The following is a 21,638-nucleotide window of genomic DNA, read 5'->3' on the forward strand; positions in this document are numbered from 1 at the left end:
AAAGAACATACTGTTTTCAGCGATCACTATCATTAATTAGCAAATCTACATGGCACGCGGCCATTTCAGAGCTTAATTGGTATGCTTTACCCCGCCTGAACGGCTACATTCAACTCTGTCTTTTTTATATACATTCTTACCGTTAATAAATGTAGAGATTACTGATATATCTTTAATTTTCATTGGGTCAATACGGGTCGGATCTTGATCCAGTACGGCAAAGTCTGCATATTTTCCTATTTCTATACTTCCCGTATTTTCTGCAATAGGATTCTATCCTATTGCAGAATGGACTGTTTGTATGAGACAACTGGGTGATTAAGGTTTACGGTACATCGTCACTACTACAGCTCCGCCGAGACCCAAGTTATGCTGTAATCCGACTCTTGCATTTTCCACTTGACGTTTTCCGGCTGTTCCGCGCAAATGCCAAACCAGTTCAGTGCACTGCGCTAAACCTGTAGCTCCAATCGGGTGTCCTTTAGACATCAGCCCCCCCGACGGATTAACTACATATTTCCCTCCATACGTATTATCTTTATTGTTAATGAATGCTTCCGCTTCGCCTTCACCGCACAAACCTAGTCCTTCATATGTGATTACTTCATTCGGCGTAAAGCAATCATGCAGTTCCACTACATCTACTTCTTCAGCTCCGAATCCTGCCTGCTCATACACTGCATTCGCAGCTCTTCGTGTCATATCCTGACCAACTAAGTTCATAGCTCCAGTAGTAAATGTCGTCTCATTATCCGTGGCCATTGACTGAGCAATAATTTCAACCGCGTCCTTATGTCCATGCTTCTTTGCAAACTCTTCGCTGCACACTATGACTGCTGCAGCACCGCATGACGGCGGACATGCACAGTAACGCGTCAAATACGGTTCGAAAATCATCGGCGAATTTTGGACTTCTTCCACAGTCAAAGGCTTATCAAACATGGAGTATGGATTGTGAATTGCATGACTCCGTGTTTTGACGGCCACTTTTGCGAATATATCAGGGTTCGCACCGTACTTTTCTATATATTCATTTCCTCCAGCACCAAATAATCTGGCAGCTCGTGGGGCATCCGGCGAAACACCGGGATGTAATTCTTCTAAACGGTCTACAAATGATTGAATAGGTGATGTTTTATCTCCATAAACGGTTCCTAGTGCTCCCGGCTGCATCTCTTCAAAACCGAAGGCCAGTGCGCATTCAACCACCCCGTTTTCTACTGCCTGCCGTGCTAAATATAATGCTGTTGATCCTGATGAACAGTTATTATTCACGTTGAATACGGGAATACCTGTCATTCCAACTTTATAAAGAGCTGTTTGTCCTGATGTGCTGTCCCCGTAACTGTAACTTGCAAAAGCGCTTTCAATTTCTTCAAAGTCGATTCCAGCGTCTTTTATTGCACCCCGGATTGCTTTAGATGCCATAATTTCATAAGGCTCCTGCTTACCAGGTTTAACAAACTTAACCATATCCGCACCAATTACTTTAATTTTTCTTTTCATTAGAAATTCCTCTTTTCCGCCGTTTAGTCTGGAAACTCCAGCATATTACACGAATCATTCTGTATTCCTATGATTACACGGTAATTAATACAGACTTGATTCCTTTTTTTCATTACTGTGATCTTCAACCAGCTTGCGTCTCAAGATTTTCCCGACTGCAGTTTTTGGCAATTCATCTCTAAACTCATAAAATCTCGGCACTTTATAAGTGGCTAATTTATCAGAACACCATTCTTTCAGTTCTTCTTCAGTGCAAGTCATGCCTTTCCTTAAAACAATAGTTGCTTTTACAGTTTCTCCCCTATATGAATCGGGAATGCCATAAACACAAACCTCCATAACTGCCGGGTGTTCGTACAGGACCTCTTCTACTTCTATCGGATAAATATTGTATCCGCTTGCAATGATTAGCTCTTTCTTCCGGCCTGCTATATAAAAACGGCCATCTTCATCCATGTATCCGATATCACCTGTGTACAGCCAGCCATCGCGAATGGACAAATTTGTTTCTACTTGATTATTCCAATACCCTTTCATGACTTGTGGCCCTTTAATAAGGATCTCACCCGATTGCCCAACTTCCATCTCTTCCGTTCCGGTTTCAGCATCTACGATTTTACAGTCGGTGTTCGGCAGCGGAACCCCTACACTTCCGGCTTTCCGCTTATCAGAAACAGGATTTCTATGGGTCACGATAGCCTCTGTTAGGCCATATCCTTCGATAATTTTTGTTCCCGACAGTTCTTCGAATTTACTGATCACTTCATTCGGCAGCGGAGATGTTCCGCAAGAACATATTCTTAAGCTCTTCAAATCATCTTTTGTCAGATTTTCATATTGCAATAAAGCTACGTACATCGTAGGTGCGCCTACGAAAATCGTCGGTTTATGTTCTTTTATTAAATTCAACACTTTTTCTACTTTAAATCTATCAACGATAATAAAGGTACCTGCGGAAAACACAGTTATATTTATATAACTCAAACCCATGATGTGGAATAACGGGGAATTTCCAAGAATGATTTCTTTATTTCTTTCCAAACAATTAAACACGATATTTTGATAGGCATTACTGACAATATTATAATGTGTCAGCATAGCGCCTTTAGATTTGCCGGTGGTTCCTCCTGTGTATTGCAATACCGCCACGTCTTCTTTAGGGTTTATTTCTACGTCGGGAAGCGGACCATGCTGTTCTTCCAGCAAGCGAGCGAAGCTACTCTCTTCCGTTTGTTCGTTGTCTACGATGATCCAAACTAACTGATCACCCAGTCCCAGCGCATCAATTTTTTCCTTTTGAACATTTTCACAAATCATGCCTGAAGCCTGCGAATCACTTAAAATCGGATGCAATTCTGAAGCCTGGTACATTACATTAACTTGAACCATAATACAGCCCAGCCGCTGGATCGCAAAATAGGCTACTATATATTCCATACGATTTGGCAGCATCACTGCAATGCGGTCACCTTTTCTGAAACCTTTGCTGTATAATGCCGCAGCCAATTTATCGCAACTGTTTTTTAAATCTCTGTAAGACAAGTGAATATCGTTATATATAAACGATTTGTGCTCTGGGAATTCTTTTGCAGATTTTTGCAGCATCTCGTAAATGGTCATCTCGGGTAACTTTAGCTCTCTTGGGATGTCATCCGAATAAATTTCATGCCATATCTTCTCCATAACTTTTGTCCCCTTTACGTAAATTGATTAAATGAACTTCGTGTGCAATTAGCGAGACTAATTCTTTTCGTGTATGATCTTAAAAACGCCTGCAGCTGTTGATATAATATTTCCGTCAGCATCTTTTATGACACCTTCCATAAAGGCGGTTTTGTAGGTTTTTGAAGTGATCCTGGCCTCGGCATATATTGTTTCTGTCATAATGGGAGCTATATAGTTTATATTTAAATTGATGGTCACACACCTCTTTTTAATAACAGAACGGAGCTGCATACTTTGGATAATATCATGCACAGAGGCGATCACACCCCCATTTACTGTCCCTACGAAATTGAGCAGACTGTCATGCACATCTAATTTCGCCTGCACATCACCCTCTTCAAATTTTGTTATTTGAATCCCTAAATGCTGTACATAAGGACTTTGGATAAATTCATCTTTTACTTCTACAAGCTTCATCGCAGTACTCATCGTTTTCCCTCCTTGTCAGGCTTCTTGACTGTGAGAATAAACGCTCACACAATGGTATGCATCTGATATCACACAGCCGCTCTTTATCTGTCAGTACTATGCTATTTTCCTTACTCATTACGTTTCTTTATCATCAGTTAACGTTCAACTTGCAGTCTTTCCAATACTTTTCACGCAGTTCTCTTTTCAGAATCTTCCCGGCGCCGTTCTTTGGCAGCGCTTCCATAAAGTCTACGGATTTAGGAACCTTGTAATTGGCCAGCAGCGGTTTGCTGTATTCGATCATCTCTGCCTCCGTCAGTTCGTGCGTATCTCTGACTACAACGACTGCCTTGATTGCTTCGCCCCATTTGGAATCGGGAATACCAATTACTGCTGCTTCGAGCACAGCCGGATGACTGGATAAGACATTTTCCACTTCAATGGAATAGACGTTCTCGCCGCCTGTAATAATCATATCTTTCTTGCGATCTACGATATATACATAATGATCTTCGTCCATCATCGCCATATCGCCCGAATGATACCAGCCGTCTTTAATCGTATTCGCCGTTTTTTCCGGCGCATTCCAGTACCCTTTCATAATATTCGGGCCACGGGCAATCACTTCTCCAATTTCCCCGACCGCGACGTCAGCCCCTTCGTCATCTACTACACGAACTTCCACGCCTGGGATCCCTTTGCCGACTGATGATAAACGTCTTTGCGCTTTTGCATCTTCGCTCACCACATGGTCTTCAGGCTCCAAAATCGTTAACACCGGCGACGCTTCTGTCATGCCGTAAGACTGATAAAACGCTACACCAGGAAACGCAGCCCTTACTTTTTTAATTAAGTCTGGCGACATGGCAGAAGAGCCATAGTTTATCTTTTGAATACTGCTCACATCATACTGCGTAAAATCTGGATCATTCATTACCATATTGATCATGGTCGGAACGAGGGAGATGACGGTCGGTCTGTAGGTTTGGACAGCTTCAAGGAACCCTTTCACTGTAAACGTTTTCAAAAAGCTGTGCGTTCCGCCGCCCCATGTCACACCAATCGTTTTTCCGCAGTCGGCCAAATGAAACATCGGGGCCGCATGCAGGTAATTTGTCCATTCATTGTAGTTAAACTTGGTGGTTGTATGATAATAATTGCTGACTTGATTTCGGTGCGATAACATCACACCCGTGGCAGGCCCTGTCGTACCACCTGTGTAAAAAATACACGCGATATCATCTTCATTGATCTCATCGTACGTCAGCTCTGAGGCACTTTCGTCCGCAATCAGTTCTTCGTAACTTGCATAGCCAGATGTTTCGTCATCGGAGACGATGATCGATTTCAGCTGGTTCTTCGCGGCTTGTTCGAGCGCCGGTATATGTTCGAGGTATTCGGGATGGAAAAACAAGACGCTCATTTCGGAATCTCCGACGATGTATGCAAGCTCGCGTCTCGACAGTCTTGTATTTAACGGGACGGCAATCGCGCCGATCGCGGTAATCGCGTAAATCAGCTCGACGTATCGAAAGGTGTTCAACAGAAAAATGCCGACCTTATCTCCTTTTGTGACACCGAGACCTTTTAAGGCTTCTTTTAACTGTGCGGTTCTGTTTGCCAGCTCGCCGTAAGTGCAGCTGTATCCTTCATCTAAAATAGCCAATCGTTCGGGAATATGTTTCGCATTATACATCAGAGATTTTGTGATGATCATTTAATTCTCCCCTTTCTATTCAACAGATACTGAAAATTTTACCGACACTTGCATTTCATTGATCCTGCAAGTTAAAAAAACAATAGATTTCTAGTTAATGATTTCTATTTTTTCTCTACTGAAATATATCTTTTTTATATATGAAAAAATAATCATTAATTTAACTGGACTTTTTGAAATCCACTTCAATTATCTTTGTTAATAATTTTACACGTAAAAATTACTTTGTCAACACAATAATCGGAATATAATGAGTAGTCTGAACGCATTTCTTCTAGATTTTTATTATTCCAAGCATAATAGCGGCACGAAGAACTGACTGTCCATAAGACTGTATACGGACTGAGATTGGATTCCTTTCAGTCGTCAGGCGCTAAGAAGTAAAAAGAAAGGAATTACCACGAGTGCGTCTTGTAAAAAAACGCCATCTGGTAATTCCCCAATTAAAGTGTTATATATCTTGCTATAGTGTGTAACGTTCTATTGAAATCTATCACGCAACAAATGCGCGCATCGTATTACTGGCAGACGAAGCCAGTATCCGGTACTGCACTATACGATTGATCACAAATAGAAATCCTGCCTTCCTCGATCTGCAGGTGAAATATTTAACTTCTTAGTTGCCTTTTCACATAAGCATATTGTTATTACTGCTGATCGCGCACGTTTTCCACTTCTTCTTTAAATTCAGCTAAAATCGCCTCAAAATCATAACCTGATTTTCCGCTCAGCCAATTGCGTTCTACTTCATCATAGTAATCATGCCATTTTGATTGCTCATCTTCAGTCAATTCATACAAAGTGATACCTTTACCTCTTAAATCTTTTATGACGGAATCATTTATTTCATCAAACTTCTTCGCGTAACTCTCCGAAACCTCATCCCCTACTTGTTCAAGCACTTTTTGTATATTCTCAGGCAGCTTCTGATATGCATTTTCGTTAATAATCAAACCAGCAGCAAGCCCGCCAAAGTCAACTCCCACCGTACCATACTGCACCAGCTCACTGAATCCGTAGTCATTCATCGACAAAGCGTTCAGAAGCAGTCCGTCAAATACTCCGCGATCAAATCCTTCGTACATCTCCGCGGCAGTCAGATTAATAGGTGAAGCATTAAGAGCCAGCACAGCCTGGTTAATGATCTCTCCATTTGATCGGACTTTCATTCCCTTTACATCTGCCGGAACTGCAATTTTTTTGCCTTTCGTCCAAAATTCGTTGGGCGGGAGAGCGTGGCTCATTATCGGGCGGACGCCATTATTCAAGAAGTCCGCTTCTAAAACAGGACTTTTTTTGTTGAGCGCATGCAAAGCCATAGAACCTTCATAAGCATTCGAATAGAGACCCGGCATCCCGAGAAGACCGCTTGTGATCGGCATCATACTCGGAGTGTAAGTCGATACAATAAAACTGATATCTGTTACACCGCTGCTCGTCAAATCGTATAAATCAGCAGACTTTCCCATTTGCTCAGAAGGGTAAAATTCAAATTCAACTTGCCCGTCCGTTAATTCGGTAACCCGCTCCATAAAAGGAGTATACGCCCACTCAAATAAAGAATGAGTTTCAGGTTGTGAGACCGCAAACTTCAGCTTAATTGTTTTTGACGCATCACCTTCTTTTGTTGCACCGTTTACTTTCGTCGCTCCATTCGATGCCCCGCAAGCAGAGAGAACCATTATCGCTATAAGAAGTAATGGAATCATACTAAATTTTTTCTTCATTTTCTGACCTCCTGAAAGGATATTCTTTTATTACACATCATTGCCACCTTAAAATTGCTCTTATCTCAGTAAGTAATTCCTTATAAATCAGTTACTCCTCAACTAGCCTTAACTTTCTGTAACTGACTATAATATGTAGGGTCATCAGTTCCTTTTGGAATATGGGGGCTGATATCTCCTAAAACCAAGAAGCTTGTCCAGTACGATCAGCTTTGTTCAAACCGGGGCAGACTGGTTACGTTCGGGATTGAAGCGTAACCAGTCGCAATTATTTTGCCTGTCCGTTTATCCCCCGCCTACTGCGTCCCTTCTATTATTAGTTAACATTCAACTCATAATCCTTCCAATACTTTTCACGCAGTTCTCTTTTCAGAATCTTCCCGGCGCCGTTCTTCGGCAGCGCTTCCATAAAGTCTACGGATTTAGGAACCTTGTAATTGGCCAGCAGCGGTTTGCTGTATTCGATCATCTCTGCCTCCGTCAGTTCGTGCGTATCTCTGACTACAACGACTGCTTTGATTGCTTCGCCCCATTTGGAATCGGGAATACCAATTACTGCTGCTTCGAGCACAGCCGGATGACTGGATAAGACATTTTCCACTTCAATGGAATAGACGTTCTCGCCGCCTGTAATAATCATATCTTTCTTGCGGTCTACGATATATATATAGTGATCTTCATCTATCATTGCCATATCACCGGAATGATACCAGCCGGCTTTAATAGTATTCGCCGTTTTCTCCGGCGCATTCCAGTACCCTCTCATGATATTCGGGCCACGGGCAATCACTTCTCCAATTTCCCCGACCGCGACGTCAGCCCCTTCGTCATCTACCACACGAACTTCCACGCCAGGTATACCTTTGCCGACCGACGATAAACGTCTTTGCGCTTTTGCATCTTCGCTCACCACATGGTCTTCAGGTTCCAAGATCGTTAACACTGGCGACGCTTCTGTCATGCCGTAAGACTGATAAAACGCTACACCGGGAAACGCAGCCCTCACTTTTTTAAATAAGTCTGGGGACATGGCAGAAGAGCCATAGTTTATCTTTTGAATACTGCTCACATCATACTGTGTAAAATCTGGATCATTCATTACCATATTGATCATGGTGGGAACGAGTGAAATGACAGTCGGTCTGTAGGTTTGGACGGCTTCGAGGAACCCTTTCACTGTAAACGTTTTCAAAAAGCTGTGTGTTCCGCCGCCCCACGTCACGCCAATCGTTTTTCCGCAGTCCGCCAAATGGAACATCGGGGCCGCATGCAGGTAATTTGTCCATTCGTTATAGTTGAACTTTGTGGTTGTATGATAATAATTGCTGACTTGATTTCGGTGCGATAACATCACACCCGTGGCAGGGCCTGTCGTACCGCCTGTGTAGAAAATACACGCGATATCATCTTCACTGATCTCATCGTACGTCAGCACTGATGCGCTTTCGCCCGCAATGAGTTCCTCGTAACTTGCATAGCCATGTGTTTCGTCATCGGAGACGATGATCGATTTCAGCTGACTTTTTGCGGCCTGTTCCAGCTCTGGTATATGTTCGAGGTATTCGGGATGGAAAAACAAGACGCCCATTCCGGAATCTTCCACTATGTACGCAAGCTCGCGTCGCGACAGTCTCGTATTTAACGGGACCGCAATGGCGCCTATCGCGGTAATCGCGTAAATCAGCTCGACGTATCGAAAGGTGTTCAACAGAAAAATGCCGACCTTATCTCCCTTAGAGACACCCAGACCTTTTAGGGCTTCTTTTAACTGCGCAGTTCTGCTTGCCAGCTCGCCGTAAGTACAGCTGTATCCTTCATCTAAAATAGCCAATCGTTCGGGAATATGTTTCGCATTATACATCAGAGATTTTGTGATGATCATTTGATTCTCCCCTTTCTATTAACTAATGATTGTCTTGAATTAGAGCGCTGCGCCTTCCATCTGGATAAAACTGATACCATTTCAAACGAAGGGTGTCCGTTCTTCAACGCGGAGGCCCATGCGCTTAACATATAATAGACCATGACAAAGCCGTCTATGCGACTTTGAAAAGATCGGCATAGACGGCTTTGTTTACATAGCTTATAAACAATCAGTTTCTCTTACGCGCCGACTTTTGCTTTCTTAAATTCTTCGATCATCAATGGCACCACTTCAAATAAATCTCCAACAATGCCATAGTCAGCTACTTTGAAAATCTCAGCTTCCGGATCTTTATTAATTGCGACAATAATTTTCGAGTTCGACATACCTGCCATATGCTGAATAGCGCCGGAAATACCTACACCGATATACAAATCAGGCGTGATGACTTTACCTGTTTGCCCAATTTGCAATGAGTAGTCACAGTAGTCCGCATCACATGCACCACGGGACGCACCGACTGCACCGCCCAATAGATCAGCTAGTTCTTTCAAGGGATTGAAACCTTCCGCACTCTTCACACCGCGCCCGCCTGCCACGACTACTTTCGCTTCAGACATATCCACGCCTTCTGTCGATTTACGAACGACGTCAGCAATAATTGTACGCAGGTTAGTTACGTCGACTTCAACAGAAGAGACTTCACCTGAACGGCTGCTGTCGTGTTCAAGCGGGGCGATATTGTTCGGGCGGATCGTAATAAATAATAAACCGTCCTTATTTCTCACTTTCTCAAATGCTTTACCTGAATAAATCGGTCGAATGAATACTGCCTCATCGCCTTCTCCTTCAATAGAAGTTACGTCCGAAATGAGTCCGCTTGCCAGTTTACTTGCAATCTTAGGAGATAAGTCTTTCCCCAATGCTGTATGTCCAAAAACAATTGCTTCAGGGCTTTCTTGTTCATAAACCGCCATAAACCCTTGTGAAAACCCGTCTGAAGTATATTGCTGTAAATTAGCATGTTCTACCGTTACTACACGGTCCGCGCCATAGTGAATCATTTCTTCTGTAAATGATTGCACGTTCTCCCCCAGAAGAACCGCAACTACCTCTCCGCCGCCGGAAATCTTTTTCGCCGCCGCTATTACTTCAAATGAAACATTACGAAGTGCACCTTCCCGCACTTCTCCAAGTACTAACACTTTTTTCGTCATTTATAGTCCCTCCAGTAAAGAGTAATCTATTGTGATTACTTCTTATTCAATTAAATTACTTTTGCTTCATTGCGTAATAGATCTGCAAGCTCACTTACTTGATCGGCAAGCTCGCCTTCAAGTATACGTCCAGCCGCTTTGGCTGCAGGCAGAAAAACTTCAATCGTTTCTGTCTTAGCTTCTACATCATCTTCTTCCAAATCCAAGTCATCTAATTCCAGCTCTTCAAGCGGTTTCTTTTTCGCTTTCATAATTCCCGGAAGCGATGGGTATCGCGGTTCATTCAGCCCCTGTTGCGCGGTTACCAGAAGCGGAAGTGTTGTTTCAATTTTCTCTGAATCCCCTTCAACATCACGCACAATTTTAACGGCTGAACCATCGATTTCCAAATCTGTAATAGTTGTCACATAGTTTATATTCAATAACTCTGCAACACGGGGCCCGATCTGTCCTGAACCGCCGTCAATTGCCACGTTACCTGCTAAAATCAGATCTGCATCTTTATCTTTCAAGTATTCAGCGATAATCTTGGCAGCTGTAAATTCATCTGATTCATCCAAATCGTCTTCCGTGTTAATGAGTACCGCTTTGTCTGCACCCATTGCCAGCGCTGTCCGAAGCTGCTTTTCTGAATCCTCGCCGCCAATTGTGACTACTGTCACTTCGCCGCCGTTAGCATCACGCACCTCGATCGCTTCTTCAATGGCATATTCATCGTAAGGATTAATAATAAATTCTGCACCGTCTTCTGCAATTTCACCGTTCTTAATCGCAATTCTTTCTTCCGTGTCAAATGTCCTCTTCACCAGTACGTAAATATTCATTTTATCCCTCCGTTGGTCAATCTGTTCCTGACTTACATTTCTTTATATCTTTTGTTTATTTCAAGCGTGATTTTTTTAGAGTACTCCGTTATTACATCTACTATTGGCTGGAGTTCATCTACTTTATATTGGGCACACATTCCGACTACCGCGATAGAAAGATCCACCTGATTGTTGAAATTCATTATCGGAGCCGCGACCCCGAAGATCCCTCTTATTGTTTCATCATATGATATCGCGAACCCATTTTTCTTCACTTCAATCAGTTCATTTTTTAATGCCTGAAAGTCTTCTGGCGAAGTGTTGATTATCCGTTCGTTGGAATTGAAGTAGTACTCGGCATCTGCCTCATTGGCATAAGCCATAATACATTTTCCGTATGCCCCGTCCAGTAAATCGAAATGACGTCCTACAGATATCTTCACGCCGAAATTCTCATCCTCAACTTTAGACACTATTGCCGTTCTGTCACTCCGGACCTTGGAAACCAATAGAGAAGTCAGTCCGGTTTCTCTAGTGATTTTTTCAAGATAAGGGTCAATGATGGACAAGTCATATTGGAACTCTTTTGCCCGCTCACCCAATACCACCAGGTAAGGACCCAGTATATAGCGCTTAGATTGTTCATCATATTTTACGATGGACTGTTCTTGGAGCTCCTGCAATATCCTGAAACACGTCGTCGGATTTAAATCCAATGCATTAGCAATTTGGGTAAGTGTACTCTTTTGATACTTTTTCCTGCTTAATAATGTGATGATTCTAAAAGCCGTGTTTACAGCAGGTACAGAATACTTTCTAGCCGGTTTTTCCAAGTTTTTCATATTTATTACCCCTTAATCAGATTACAACAAGGATTGTATAATCCTCCTAATGCAACATTGGATTGTAAAACTTATTTTTCAACACCCACTTTATAATCTGCATTAGTTTCGATATAATCAAATATTTTTTGTCCTACGCTATCTTTTCTGCCTACCTCAATCTCTTCTACAATATGTGCCACTAATCCTACGGCTCTTGCTGCAACCGCAAAGGATTTCATCACGCGGTAATCAAATTCCATATCCGCCATGATCGCTCCAATCGCACCTACGGCATTCAGCGTAATAGATTTTCCTTTTCTTTCATTAAACTGCAAACTGATTTCGTTAATTGTTTCAGAGTTCTTTTTATAGAAACCAAGTTCCTTAGCCAGTTCAAATAATTTCACTGTTCTTGGATCTACCGGCCGGTGAATAGGATGACCAAATCCAGGCAATTGAATACCTCTTTCAGCACGGTCATCTAAAATCCACGTTGCCAGTTCCTTTGGACTTTTATCGTTGCCGGCTCTTTCCATTCCATCCTGAAGCATTTCTGCAACTTGTTCCATTGCTCCAAGATAAACTGAACCTGCTCCTAAAAGTCCGGCAGCAACTGCAGCCTGCACTGCTTCCGGAGCACCCAGGTAAGTTAAACGTGTAGAGATCGAGCTTGGTGTAAAACCATGTTCACAAACAGCAACCATAAGTGCATTTAACATTTTTGATTCGTTTGCATTTGGCTTTCTGTGTTTTGCACCCAAGAACGCCATATCCGCTAATGTGATTTCTCCAATTAGATCATCTACCAGATTATGCCCATGAACAAATACTTTATCTGTTTCTGAATAACCAACCTTAGTTTCAAATTTCATAGTAATTCCCTCTATTCCTATTTTTTATTTTAAACTACTTTTCAATTCCTGCAACAAGCCATTCTGATGATTGCCGTGCTTTGGTGATGGTTTATATTGTATAGTTTCAGACTGATCCGGATAATACCGAGTCGCAACATGATTTAATCCATCCTGTGTTTGAATTAAATTTCTTGCTTTATAATATGGATAGTCTGCTAATTCTCCTGCCTCTAACACTGGCGTAATACAGCAATCTACTGTTTGGGATAAATGAATCCATTCTTCAAAATCCCGGCTGAGAAATAATGACACCATCTCTTGATACACGGGATTTTCTTTTGACGGCGGGGTAAAACTGGACCCAAGCCACGACTCTTTCTCTACCGCCAGGCAGAAGTTCTCCCAAAACTTCGGTTCCAGTGCGGCCAGACTGATAAACCTGCCGTCTTTAGTTTCATAAAGGGTATAGCACACATGAGCACCATTTAATCTCGGCATCCCATGCTGTTCTCCGGTGGCTGATTCGATCAACACATGATTGGTCATCAAGGTAACCATTACATCTGCTATTGCTAAATCAATATAAGACCCGTTTCCTGTCCGTTCTCTTTTTAAGAGTGCGGCAACGATTGACTCACTCGCTGCCATTGCGCCTACTAAATCCGCCATTGTGGTAGTGGGCTGAACAGGTCTCTTTTCACGGTCCTTAAATTGAGACAGCACACCGCTTAGGGCCATATAGTTTATATCATGGCTCCCCAGATGACTTAACGGGCTCACCTGTCCGTATCCGGTTAATGAACAGTAGACAATGTCAGGTTTACACGTGATAACTTCTTCATAGCTGATTCCTAAGCGGCTGGTAACTCCCGGCCGGAAGCCTTCAATTACTACATCGGCATCTGCTATTAAATCCTTGGCAATCTGCTGATCAGCAGCCTCTTTCAAATTAAGTGTGATACTCTCTTTATTTCTGTTTTGGGCGCGGAAGAGATATTTATCTCCACCGTCTTTTTCAGCAGGATAACGTGCCGGATCACCAGCAGGGGATTCCACTTTAATAACTTCGGCTCCCATATCCGCCAGCCGTAATGTCGCATGCGGCCCCGGCAAGTATTGCGTAAAGTCAATAACTTTTATTCCTTCTAACATCCAGACACCCTCCACTTCTGACACAGTTATCAATTATCGTGTATCTTACTTGAGCTAAATGTCTTTCTTCCATTCGCCGGGCATTTACATAAGCGACGGCAAGTACAAAGCAATCTGCGGGAATAATATGATGACGAGCAAAGCAACTAATAGTACACCGATAAACGGAACAGCACCGCCTAATACCTTTCCGGTAGAAATACCTGACTGCTCACTTGTAATGAACAAGTTAATACCTACCGGCGGCGTCACCAGACCAATCTCCAATAACAGCACAAGTACTATTCCAAACCAAATCGGATCATAACCTAAACCGACAATTAGCGGATAAACTAGCGGGATTGTCAGCAACATAGTACCAATCAAATCCATAAACATTCCCATGATCAGATAAAGGATAATTATCAGCAGCAGAATTCCCCAAGTCGGGAAACCGCTATCTTCAATCGCAGTAACCATCGTATTTCCGATCCTGGTCATTGCTATATAATAAGAAAAGACATGGGCACCTATAATAATTGTAAATATCATGGTCGTTTGTTTTGTCGTGTGCATAAGGGCTTCAAAAATCAGTTGGAAATTCAGCCTTTTCATAACCAATCCAATGACAAGTGCACCAAACGCTCCAAAAGCTGCTGCTTCGGTAGCTGTCCCTGTCCCCGAATAGATAACATAGAGGACGAAGATGACTAATATAACCATCGGCCAGATATTCTTTAAGGAAACAAACCGTTCTTTCCAGGCAGCCCTGGGTGTTTTACTTTTATTTTTGAAAGATATAACTACGATGAACAAGCATAAAAAAAATGCGATCAGCAAACCGGGCAAAATACCTGCAACGAGCAATTTACCAATCGAGTTTTCCGTTTGAATACCATACAGAATGAGCGGTACACTCGGAGGAATCATTGCTGCCAATACACCGGTGGATGTCGCTACTAGACCAGCTGAAAAGGAATCGGAATAATTCGCCTTCATCATTTGCGGAATAGCAATTTGGGACATTGCTGCTGTCGCAGCTACACTGGAACCTGACAACGTTCCAAATCCCGCACTCGCCAACACTGTGGCAATCCCGGCCCCGCCAGGAACATGGCCAACCCACTTGATAACACTGTCAAACAACTCATCTGCTATTTTACTTTTAGAGATAAAATGGGCCATTAATACAAACAAAGGTATCGCGCTGTATACGAAACTATTGACACTTCGATAAGCAGTGGTTGCCAAAATTCCCTGTAATGTATCGAATCCTTGTAGAGTAATAATTCCTGCCGATCCTATCGTCAGCAATACAAATGCGATTGGCATTCCCGTAAGTAAAAGGATGATTAATACCAATATCAATATTCCTAAAACCATTTAATCACCTCTTTTTCAACTTGTTTAATCTAACTGCGTGCTGGCTGATCTTCTTACACCTCAACCTTTCCTCTAATAATCGCTATAGATTCCAGAAGTAAGTTTATGACAAGCAAGAAGACCCCTATTGAAATAATTAGTAAAGCGGGAGCCAATGGATAATGAAGTAAGCTAGTTGTGCGCACATCATTTGCAAAATAATCCATTCCTTTCAGATAATTTGCATATCCCAGCAACGAAAATGTTGTGATGGCCAATAGATTAGTAATAACTTTTAACACACTGCGTAATGGTTTTGGAAACTTCTCAACTATGAAGTCTACAGAAACGTGGCTTCCTTCTTTATAGGCATAACTGATTGACAGATATACAATGATCAGCAGCAAGTATTCACCTGTAATTTCAATAGTTCCTGTGATGGGGGAATTGAAAACAGATCGTAATACAACATCCATTACAATCCACATCATCATGATGAAAATGGTAGCTGCGGATACATAAGTAATTAATTTATCCAATCTCGTTAGCAGATTACTTAAAAACGTCATAACTTACCCCCCTGTCTAAAAGATTTGTATCGTTACCGTGCAAAAAGATTCACATGAAGCAGTTGGATGATGATAGCAGGGCTGTATTTGCTTTGTAATCTTTGCTTAAACGGAGTGCCCGTGAACAAACCGTTTAAGCATGACTGACATTTTACTTATTTTCTTTCGACTTCTCTTTAAATGCTTTTAGCGTTTCCTCAAATTCAGGATTATCTTTTTCTTTTAACCAATCCTGTTCAACGCTTTCAAAGAACTTGGACCATTTTGCTTTCTCATCTTCAGTTATTTCATGTATAACAATTCCCTTATCTTTGTACTCTTTGAAAATACTTTCAACGTATTCGTCCGTTCTTTCAGCATTACTCTTTGTATACTTTTCCCCTACTTCCAAAATTACTTTTTGAACGTCTTCAGAAAGACTCTGGAAGACATTCTCGTTAATAATAAGACCTGTTCCGGAACCTCCGAAATTAACACCCTTTGTACCGTACTTAACCAATTCACCCATACCATGGTCATTTAACGATTGGGCATTTAAGTTAATCCCGTCGTAAACACCTCTATCAAACGCCTCATACATTTCTGACAGTGTAATATTTACCGGTGTCGCATCAAGAGCCACTGTTGCTTTATTTAACACTTCGCCTGTCGTTCTGATTTTCATGCCTTTTACATCTTCCGGTACGAATACTTCTTTCCCTCTCGTCCATAACTCGCCAGCCGGTGCATTATAAGTTAAGATTGGTCTAACACCATTTTTAATGAAATCAGATTGTAATACAGGATCTTTCTGGGCAATTTCATGATATGTTACTGACCCTTCATAGCTCGTAGAATACAAACCTGGAATTCCTATTAGTGAACTGGTGATCGGCATTTTGTCAGGATAGTAAGTAGAAATATAGAATGATATATCTGCAACGCCATCACTTGTTAAATCATACAGATCTGCGGCCTTTCCTAATTGTTCAGCAGGATAAAAGTCAAATTCGACCTGCCCGTCTGTACGCTCCGTGATTTCTTCCATCATTGGTTTAAACACTTCAGATGTTAAAGAATGTGTATCAGACTGCGCGGTAGCAAATTTCAATGTGACTTTGTCTTTTTTCGCAGCATCATCGCTGCTTTCAGCCGAATTCCCGCATGCCGTTAAAACAAGTAATAAAAAAGAAGCGAGTATTGCCGTAATAAATTTCTTGTTCATTGTCTCATCTCCTATAATTCTTATTTGGTAAGTCAAAGCAGATAAATCTTCTGGATCGTATGTTTACGTCTGTCTGGTCAGATTTCAAGTCTTTGAAAACAAACTGTGTGTAAACGTTTACATTTGAAGGCTGCTACCAGCACTCCAAACTGACAGAGAGCAATTAAAAATACTTATTCGACAGTATCCGATAACTGCTTATAAGCAGCTGCATGATGATTCGTTTGGATGTTGCTTGTCTGCTGTCCAATAATTAATGATATTTTCACCAAGGAAAAAATATTACTGATTATTTAAAACGAAACTACCAAAACGTTGATAATTAATATTATTTTAATTTTACATGCAAAATAATGTATTGTCAATAATAATCGGAATATTAACAATAGTATGTTTTTATGGTATTTTAATATAATTTAAAGGCAGCAGTACTTCAGCTGGCAGATCGTTGCCGTGGAGGTTCATCTGATTACTTCACTTATCTAATTATGCTTGCGTTCACCATTCCCTAAATTATATTTCCCTATTAACTACCATTTGGGTATATCGGATTCGCTGTCCCAATAAACTTGGCAGCCACGTTATATAATGGAACGGATGGTATGATTATGAATGACTTCTCGTTACTTTATGTTAGAAATTTCTTTAGACTCTCTGAGAAACATTTACAATAAAGTCGTCTCCCCTATTTCAATTGAGGAAACAGGAAGACGACTGGCAGAAGATGATCTTAAGTTGGATGATTCACTTATCATTCATGCACTCTATCGGCTCAAGAAAAATGTCCCTAACGCTTTCGCAACAATAACCCCAAATTCATCTTCCACATTACACTCTGCTACAACAATTGTTTTACCCGCACTAATTATCTTTGGGGTGGCTATGAGACGGACACCTTTACCTTTTTTGATGAAATTTATTTTTAGTTCCAATGTAAAAACTTTTTGACCTTCCGGCAGCTCTTCTAAGAGCAGGAATCCAATCGCCACATCTGCTAAAGTGAACACCGCGCCGCCCTGAGCAACCCCATACGTATTTACATTGTGTAAACCCAAATCCATTTCAACCCTATATGCATCTAAGCGCGTGAGTCCGGCAAGGCGTCCAAAAAAGTGCATCGGAACTTCCCCGCCAGCGCTCGCTTCAGCAGTTTTCGCATACGTTGAAAGAATATAATTTATTTCCTTCAATTCCTTGGGAGAAAAAGCATCCAGTTTCTTTTGTATTAAATCTTTAGCCGCCTGAACATTATCTTCCTTCATTCACAACGTATCCTTCAGATGGAACACCGATAGAGTTACTCAGATCTGACATCATATCAGATACATTGGCAACACTCTCCAAGGATAGAAGAACTTCAGAGAATGACTTACTTTTATCTTCTGATAAAGGCGTAGCCAAATTACAGAATTTACGCTGCAGATCTTCCGTGCTGACAGGATTTTCGGGATCACCTTTTGGATAATAGGATTGTTTCTCAAACACTTCGCCATTTTTCAGGTGCAGTTTTACTTTGGCTCCCCATTTCACCGGGTAATCTTTATCCACTTCCGGATCCAGAACTGCCTCTACTTTACCCATGACTTCCCTAATTTCCGGATTCCATAAATCATCTTCATTGAAATCATTCAAGTTTGCACTTCCTTTAACTAATGCCAAGGCTGTACAATACTGAATGCTGAATTTTGATTCGTATTGGGTTTTCGGATTATTATTATCCGTAATATCCATTGTGGATTTATATGCGCCGACTTCCACTTTTGAAATATCTTCAACTGAAAACTCATTTTCCTTAAATATTTCAATCGCCATATCAATAGCAGCGTGAGTATGGCGGCAAGATGCGTGGATTTTAAATGAATTTTCGACTATTTTATGTTCTTTGCCAAGATTCAGCGTGATTTTTTCCGAATCATACTCATCGCTCATTGCGTTGAAGAAGCCTCGTTTTCCTTCCAGGATCTTCTTAGCACCCGTAAAGCCTTTTTCTGCAAGTACACTGGCCAGCAAGCCATTCATCGCAGCTTTGCCCGGATGCAGCTGCTTGGTCATAGCTCCATCTTCGATAAACTCCCAAAGACCTGCCGCTTGACTGCCCGCGTTTCCAAGTGCATTCACATAAGCCTCATCATCTAATTGAAGAAGCTTGGCTACTGCGGCCGCAGAACCGAAAGTCCCGCAAGTCGCAGTATTGTGCCAGTAGTAATAATGGGATGGCGATACGGCTTCTCCCACTCTAAAGCAAACTTCATATCCTAGCACAACAGAAAGAATTAGATCTTTTCCGCTTAATTCTTTCCATTCTGCAACCGCCAATGCTGCAGGAACAACAACAGTAGCCGCATGAATAATCGATGATTTATGAATGTCATCCAGTTCGACGATATGACTCGCTGCTCCATTTACTAAAGCAGCATTCATCACGGAAGACTTTCCTCCCGTCAGGAGCGTCGCCTGCGGGTTCCCGCCCATCACATTGACCGTGTCACTGATCATTTGAACAGGCGGTTTATTCACTCCTGCCAGCGCAGAACCGAAATAATCCAGTATACATAACTTGGCAAACGCAACTACGTCTTCCGGCAAGTCTTCATAGGTAAGCGAAGAAGAATACTTTGCTAACTTTTCACTTAAACTCATTGATATCCCTCTTTTCATTCGTTCTGGAATAATACTTCATTCAATAGGTACAGATAATCAGAAGGACCTTGGAAGCCCAAGTACGTGCTGCGCCACGAAGCTGACTACTAAGTTATTAGAGATCGGTGCAATCATGAACAACCGCGCCTCTCTGAACTTTCTTTCAATATGGTATTCCGTTGCAAAACCATAGCCGCCGTATGTGTCCATTGCAGCATTAGCCGCTTTCCATGCTGCATTTGAGGCCAAGTACTTCGCCATATTTGCCTCTGCACCGCCTTTTTCTCCTGAATCAAACATTTCTGCAGCCTTATCCCGCATAAGTTTTGCTGCTTCGACATCCATGTAAGATTGTGCAATTGGAAATTGGATTCCCTGGTTTTTTCCGATAGGACGATCAAACACAACTCTTTCATTCGCGTATTGTACGGCTTTATCGATGAAGTAATACCCGTCACCAATACTCTCTGATGCGATCAAAATACGTTCAGCATTCATGCCGCTTAGCACGTAGCCGAATCCTTTGCCTTCTACACCAATCAGGTTTTCTGCAGGAATCTCTACATTTTCAAGGAAAATCTCTGTTGTCGCATGGTTAATCATCGTATCGATGTCACGAATAGTAATATTGTCTTTCTGATCGTTCATGTCTAATATGAACAGGCTTAATCCATCAGTCTTCTTTGTCACCTGATCTTTCGGCGTGGTTCTTGCCAATAACAGCATTAAATCCGAATATTTAGATCTTGATATCCAAATCTTCTGACCGTTGACGATATACTTGTCACCTTTGCGAACAGCAGTTGTAGTGATGCTGGTCGTATCGCTTCCTGCTGTCGGCTCAGTTATGCCGAATGCCTGCAGACGCAATTCACCTGTTGCAATTTTAGGCAAGTACCGCTGTTTCTGTTCTTCGCTTCCATGACTCAGCAGCGCACCCATCGTATACATTTGCGCATGCCCCGCTCCGGCATTTCCGCCTGATCTGTTAATTTCCTCGAGAATTGCACTGGCTTCCACCATGCCCAGACCAGCACCGCCGTATTCTTCCGGGATTAGCACGGACAGCCAGCCTTCATCTGTCAATGCTTGAATAAATTCACTTGGGTAGTCATTATTTTTATCAAGTTTCGCCCAGTAATCTTCCGGAAACTTGCTGCATAACGTCCGCACACTTTTTCTGATCAGTTCAATTTCGTCGTTTGTACTTTTAACTTTTACCATATGATGATTCCTCCAAATGTTTAGTATTTATTTTCCTGTCCAAACAGGATCTCTTTTTTCATTAAACGCATAGACACCTTCGAGACGGTCTTCAGAAAATGCACATTTGTAATATTGATCGAGCTCAATTGATAATGCTGTATTAATATCTGTCTGCAGCCCTGTATCCACAGCCTTCTTTATTGACTGAAGAGATAATGGCGCGTTTTTGGCAATCGTTTTAGCTGTCTCAATCGTCTTCTCCAGTAACTCTTCCATCGAAAAGACATCATTAGCCAAACCTATTTCAAGCGCTTTTTGAGCATCCAGCTGCTTGCCGGTAAATAAAAGTTCTTTTGCAATCGCCACCGGGACAGATCTTGGCAGCAGCTGCGTTCCGCCAACCCCAGGAATAATGCCCAGCTTCGCTTCAGGCAGACCCATCTTCGCATGCTCAGCTACATATCGAAGATCACAGCTTAAAATCATTTCCATTCCGCCGCCTAATGCATAGCCGTTAACCGCGGCAATGACAGGGTACGGGAATGTTCTGATCAGCTCATACGCATCTTCAAAAATATCATGCTGACGCTTCCATTGAACATTATCCATAGTTTTGCGCTCTTTTAAGTCGGCTCCAGGACAGAAACATCTCGTTCCGCTGCCTGTAATAATTAATGCTCTGACGTCATCTTTCTCTTTAAGCATTGTGACACATTCTATTAACTCTTCGGCCATCAATGTATTTAATGAATTCATCGCATCAGGCCGGTTTAGTGTAATAATATAAACGAATTCTTCCGCTTGGGATTCATCCAATACGATCGTTTTCCAATCAACCATTTTCGTTTGAACCATTTTTCAATCACTCCTTTTAA

At 41.9% G+C, this 21,638-nt stretch carries 19 protein-coding genes; all 19 read right to left on the reverse strand.

Translation table 11 applies throughout. From position 1 onward, the window contains the following. Positions 1–72 precede the first annotated feature (72 nt). Positions 73–267, reverse strand: coding sequence for an amidohydrolase family protein (locus SporoP33_RS15975; RefSeq protein ID WP_143565466.1), 195 nt, complete (start codon positions 265–267; stop codon positions 73–75). A 51-nt stretch (positions 268–318) separates the two neighbouring features. Continuing rightward, positions 319–1,506, reverse strand: a complete 1,188-nt coding sequence (locus tag SporoP33_RS06770; protein ID WP_081243019.1) for a lipid-transfer protein — start codon at positions 1,504–1,506, stop codon at positions 319–321. Between the two features lie 84 nt (positions 1,507–1,590). Then, positions 1,591–3,189: a long-chain-fatty-acid--CoA ligase gene (locus SporoP33_RS06775; RefSeq protein ID WP_081243020.1), complete on the reverse strand. Its 1,599-nt coding sequence runs from the start codon at positions 3,187–3,189 to the stop codon at positions 1,591–1,593. Positions 3,190–3,246: 57 nt separating this feature from the next. Further along, positions 3,247–3,660, reverse strand: a complete 414-nt coding sequence (locus SporoP33_RS06780) for a PaaI family thioesterase (RefSeq protein ID WP_081243021.1) — start codon at positions 3,658–3,660, stop codon at positions 3,247–3,249. A 133-nt stretch (positions 3,661–3,793) separates the two neighbouring features. Continuing rightward, positions 3,794–5,359 carry a long-chain-fatty-acid--CoA ligase gene (locus SporoP33_RS06785; RefSeq protein WP_081243022.1) on the reverse strand — a complete coding sequence of 522 codons (1,566 nt, stop codon included), beginning with the start codon at positions 5,357–5,359 and terminating at the stop codon, positions 3,794–3,796. Between the two features lie 647 nt (positions 5,360–6,006). Continuing rightward, positions 6,007–7,086 (reverse strand): TRAP transporter substrate-binding protein DctP, encoded by a 1,080-nt coding sequence (dctP, locus tag SporoP33_RS06790; RefSeq protein ID WP_081243023.1) that lies wholly within the window; start codon positions 7,084–7,086, stop codon positions 6,007–6,009. 316 nt (positions 7,087–7,402) lie between these two features. Further along, on the reverse strand, positions 7,403–8,968 hold the full coding sequence (locus tag SporoP33_RS06795; RefSeq protein WP_081243024.1) for a long-chain-fatty-acid--CoA ligase: 1,566 nt from the start codon (positions 8,966–8,968) through the stop codon (positions 7,403–7,405). A gap of 221 nt (positions 8,969–9,189) precedes the next feature. Further along, positions 9,190–10,167, reverse strand: a complete 978-nt coding sequence (locus SporoP33_RS06800; protein ID WP_081243025.1) for an electron transfer flavoprotein subunit alpha/FixB family protein — start codon at positions 10,165–10,167, stop codon at positions 9,190–9,192. A 50-nt stretch (positions 10,168–10,217) separates the two neighbouring features. Next, the gene (locus SporoP33_RS06805) at positions 10,218–10,991 is read right to left on the reverse strand and encodes an electron transfer flavoprotein subunit beta/FixA family protein (RefSeq protein ID WP_081243026.1); all 774 of its coding nucleotides are present in this window, start codon (positions 10,989–10,991) and stop codon (positions 10,218–10,220) included. Between the two features lie 32 nt (positions 10,992–11,023). Beyond that, positions 11,024–11,815, reverse strand: coding sequence for an IclR family transcriptional regulator (locus SporoP33_RS06810; protein ID WP_081243027.1), 792 nt, complete (start codon positions 11,813–11,815; stop codon positions 11,024–11,026). Positions 11,816–11,886: 71 nt separating this feature from the next. Continuing rightward, the gene (locus SporoP33_RS06815; RefSeq protein WP_081243028.1) at positions 11,887–12,669 is read right to left on the reverse strand and encodes a citryl-CoA lyase; all 783 of its coding nucleotides are present in this window, start codon (positions 12,667–12,669) and stop codon (positions 11,887–11,889) included. A 24-nt stretch (positions 12,670–12,693) separates the two neighbouring features. After that, positions 12,694–13,803, reverse strand: a complete 1,110-nt coding sequence (locus tag SporoP33_RS06820) for a CaiB/BaiF CoA transferase family protein (RefSeq protein ID WP_081243029.1) — start codon at positions 13,801–13,803, stop codon at positions 12,694–12,696. 84 nt (positions 13,804–13,887) lie between these two features. Further along, positions 13,888–15,165 carry a TRAP transporter large permease gene (locus tag SporoP33_RS06825; protein ID WP_081243030.1) on the reverse strand — a complete coding sequence of 426 codons (1,278 nt, stop codon included), beginning with the start codon at positions 15,163–15,165 and terminating at the stop codon, positions 13,888–13,890. Positions 15,166–15,218: 53 nt separating this feature from the next. Beyond that, positions 15,219–15,713, reverse strand: coding sequence for a TRAP transporter small permease (locus SporoP33_RS06830; protein ID WP_081243031.1), 495 nt, complete (start codon positions 15,711–15,713; stop codon positions 15,219–15,221). 151 nt (positions 15,714–15,864) lie between these two features. Further along, positions 15,865–16,917, reverse strand: a complete 1,053-nt coding sequence (gene dctP, locus SporoP33_RS06835; RefSeq protein ID WP_081243032.1) for a TRAP transporter substrate-binding protein — start codon at positions 16,915–16,917, stop codon at positions 15,865–15,867. Positions 16,918–17,681: 764 nt separating this feature from the next. After that, a complete protein-coding gene (locus SporoP33_RS06840; RefSeq protein ID WP_081243033.1) occupies positions 17,682–18,179 on the reverse strand; it encodes a PaaI family thioesterase in 498 nt (165 codons plus the stop codon). Next, a complete protein-coding gene (locus tag SporoP33_RS06845; protein WP_081243034.1) occupies positions 18,166–19,557 on the reverse strand; it encodes an MmgE/PrpD family protein in 1,392 nt (463 codons plus the stop codon). Before SporoP33_RS06845 ends, SporoP33_RS06840 begins: the two co-directional genes overlap by 14 nt. Before the next feature lie 57 nt (positions 19,558–19,614). Next, complete coding sequence (locus SporoP33_RS06850; protein WP_081243035.1) at positions 19,615–20,781, reverse strand: acyl-CoA dehydrogenase family protein; 1,167 nt, start codon at positions 20,779–20,781, stop codon at positions 19,615–19,617. Positions 20,782–20,808: 27 nt separating this feature from the next. After that, positions 20,809–21,618, reverse strand: a complete 810-nt coding sequence (locus SporoP33_RS06855; protein ID WP_231293312.1) for an enoyl-CoA hydratase/isomerase family protein — start codon at positions 21,616–21,618, stop codon at positions 20,809–20,811. Between the last annotated feature and the right edge of the window lie 20 nt (positions 21,619–21,638).

The sequence above is a fragment of the Sporosarcina sp. P33 genome, assembly GCF_002077155.1.
Taxonomy (GTDB): Bacteria; Bacillota; Bacilli; order Bacillales_A; family Planococcaceae; genus Sporosarcina.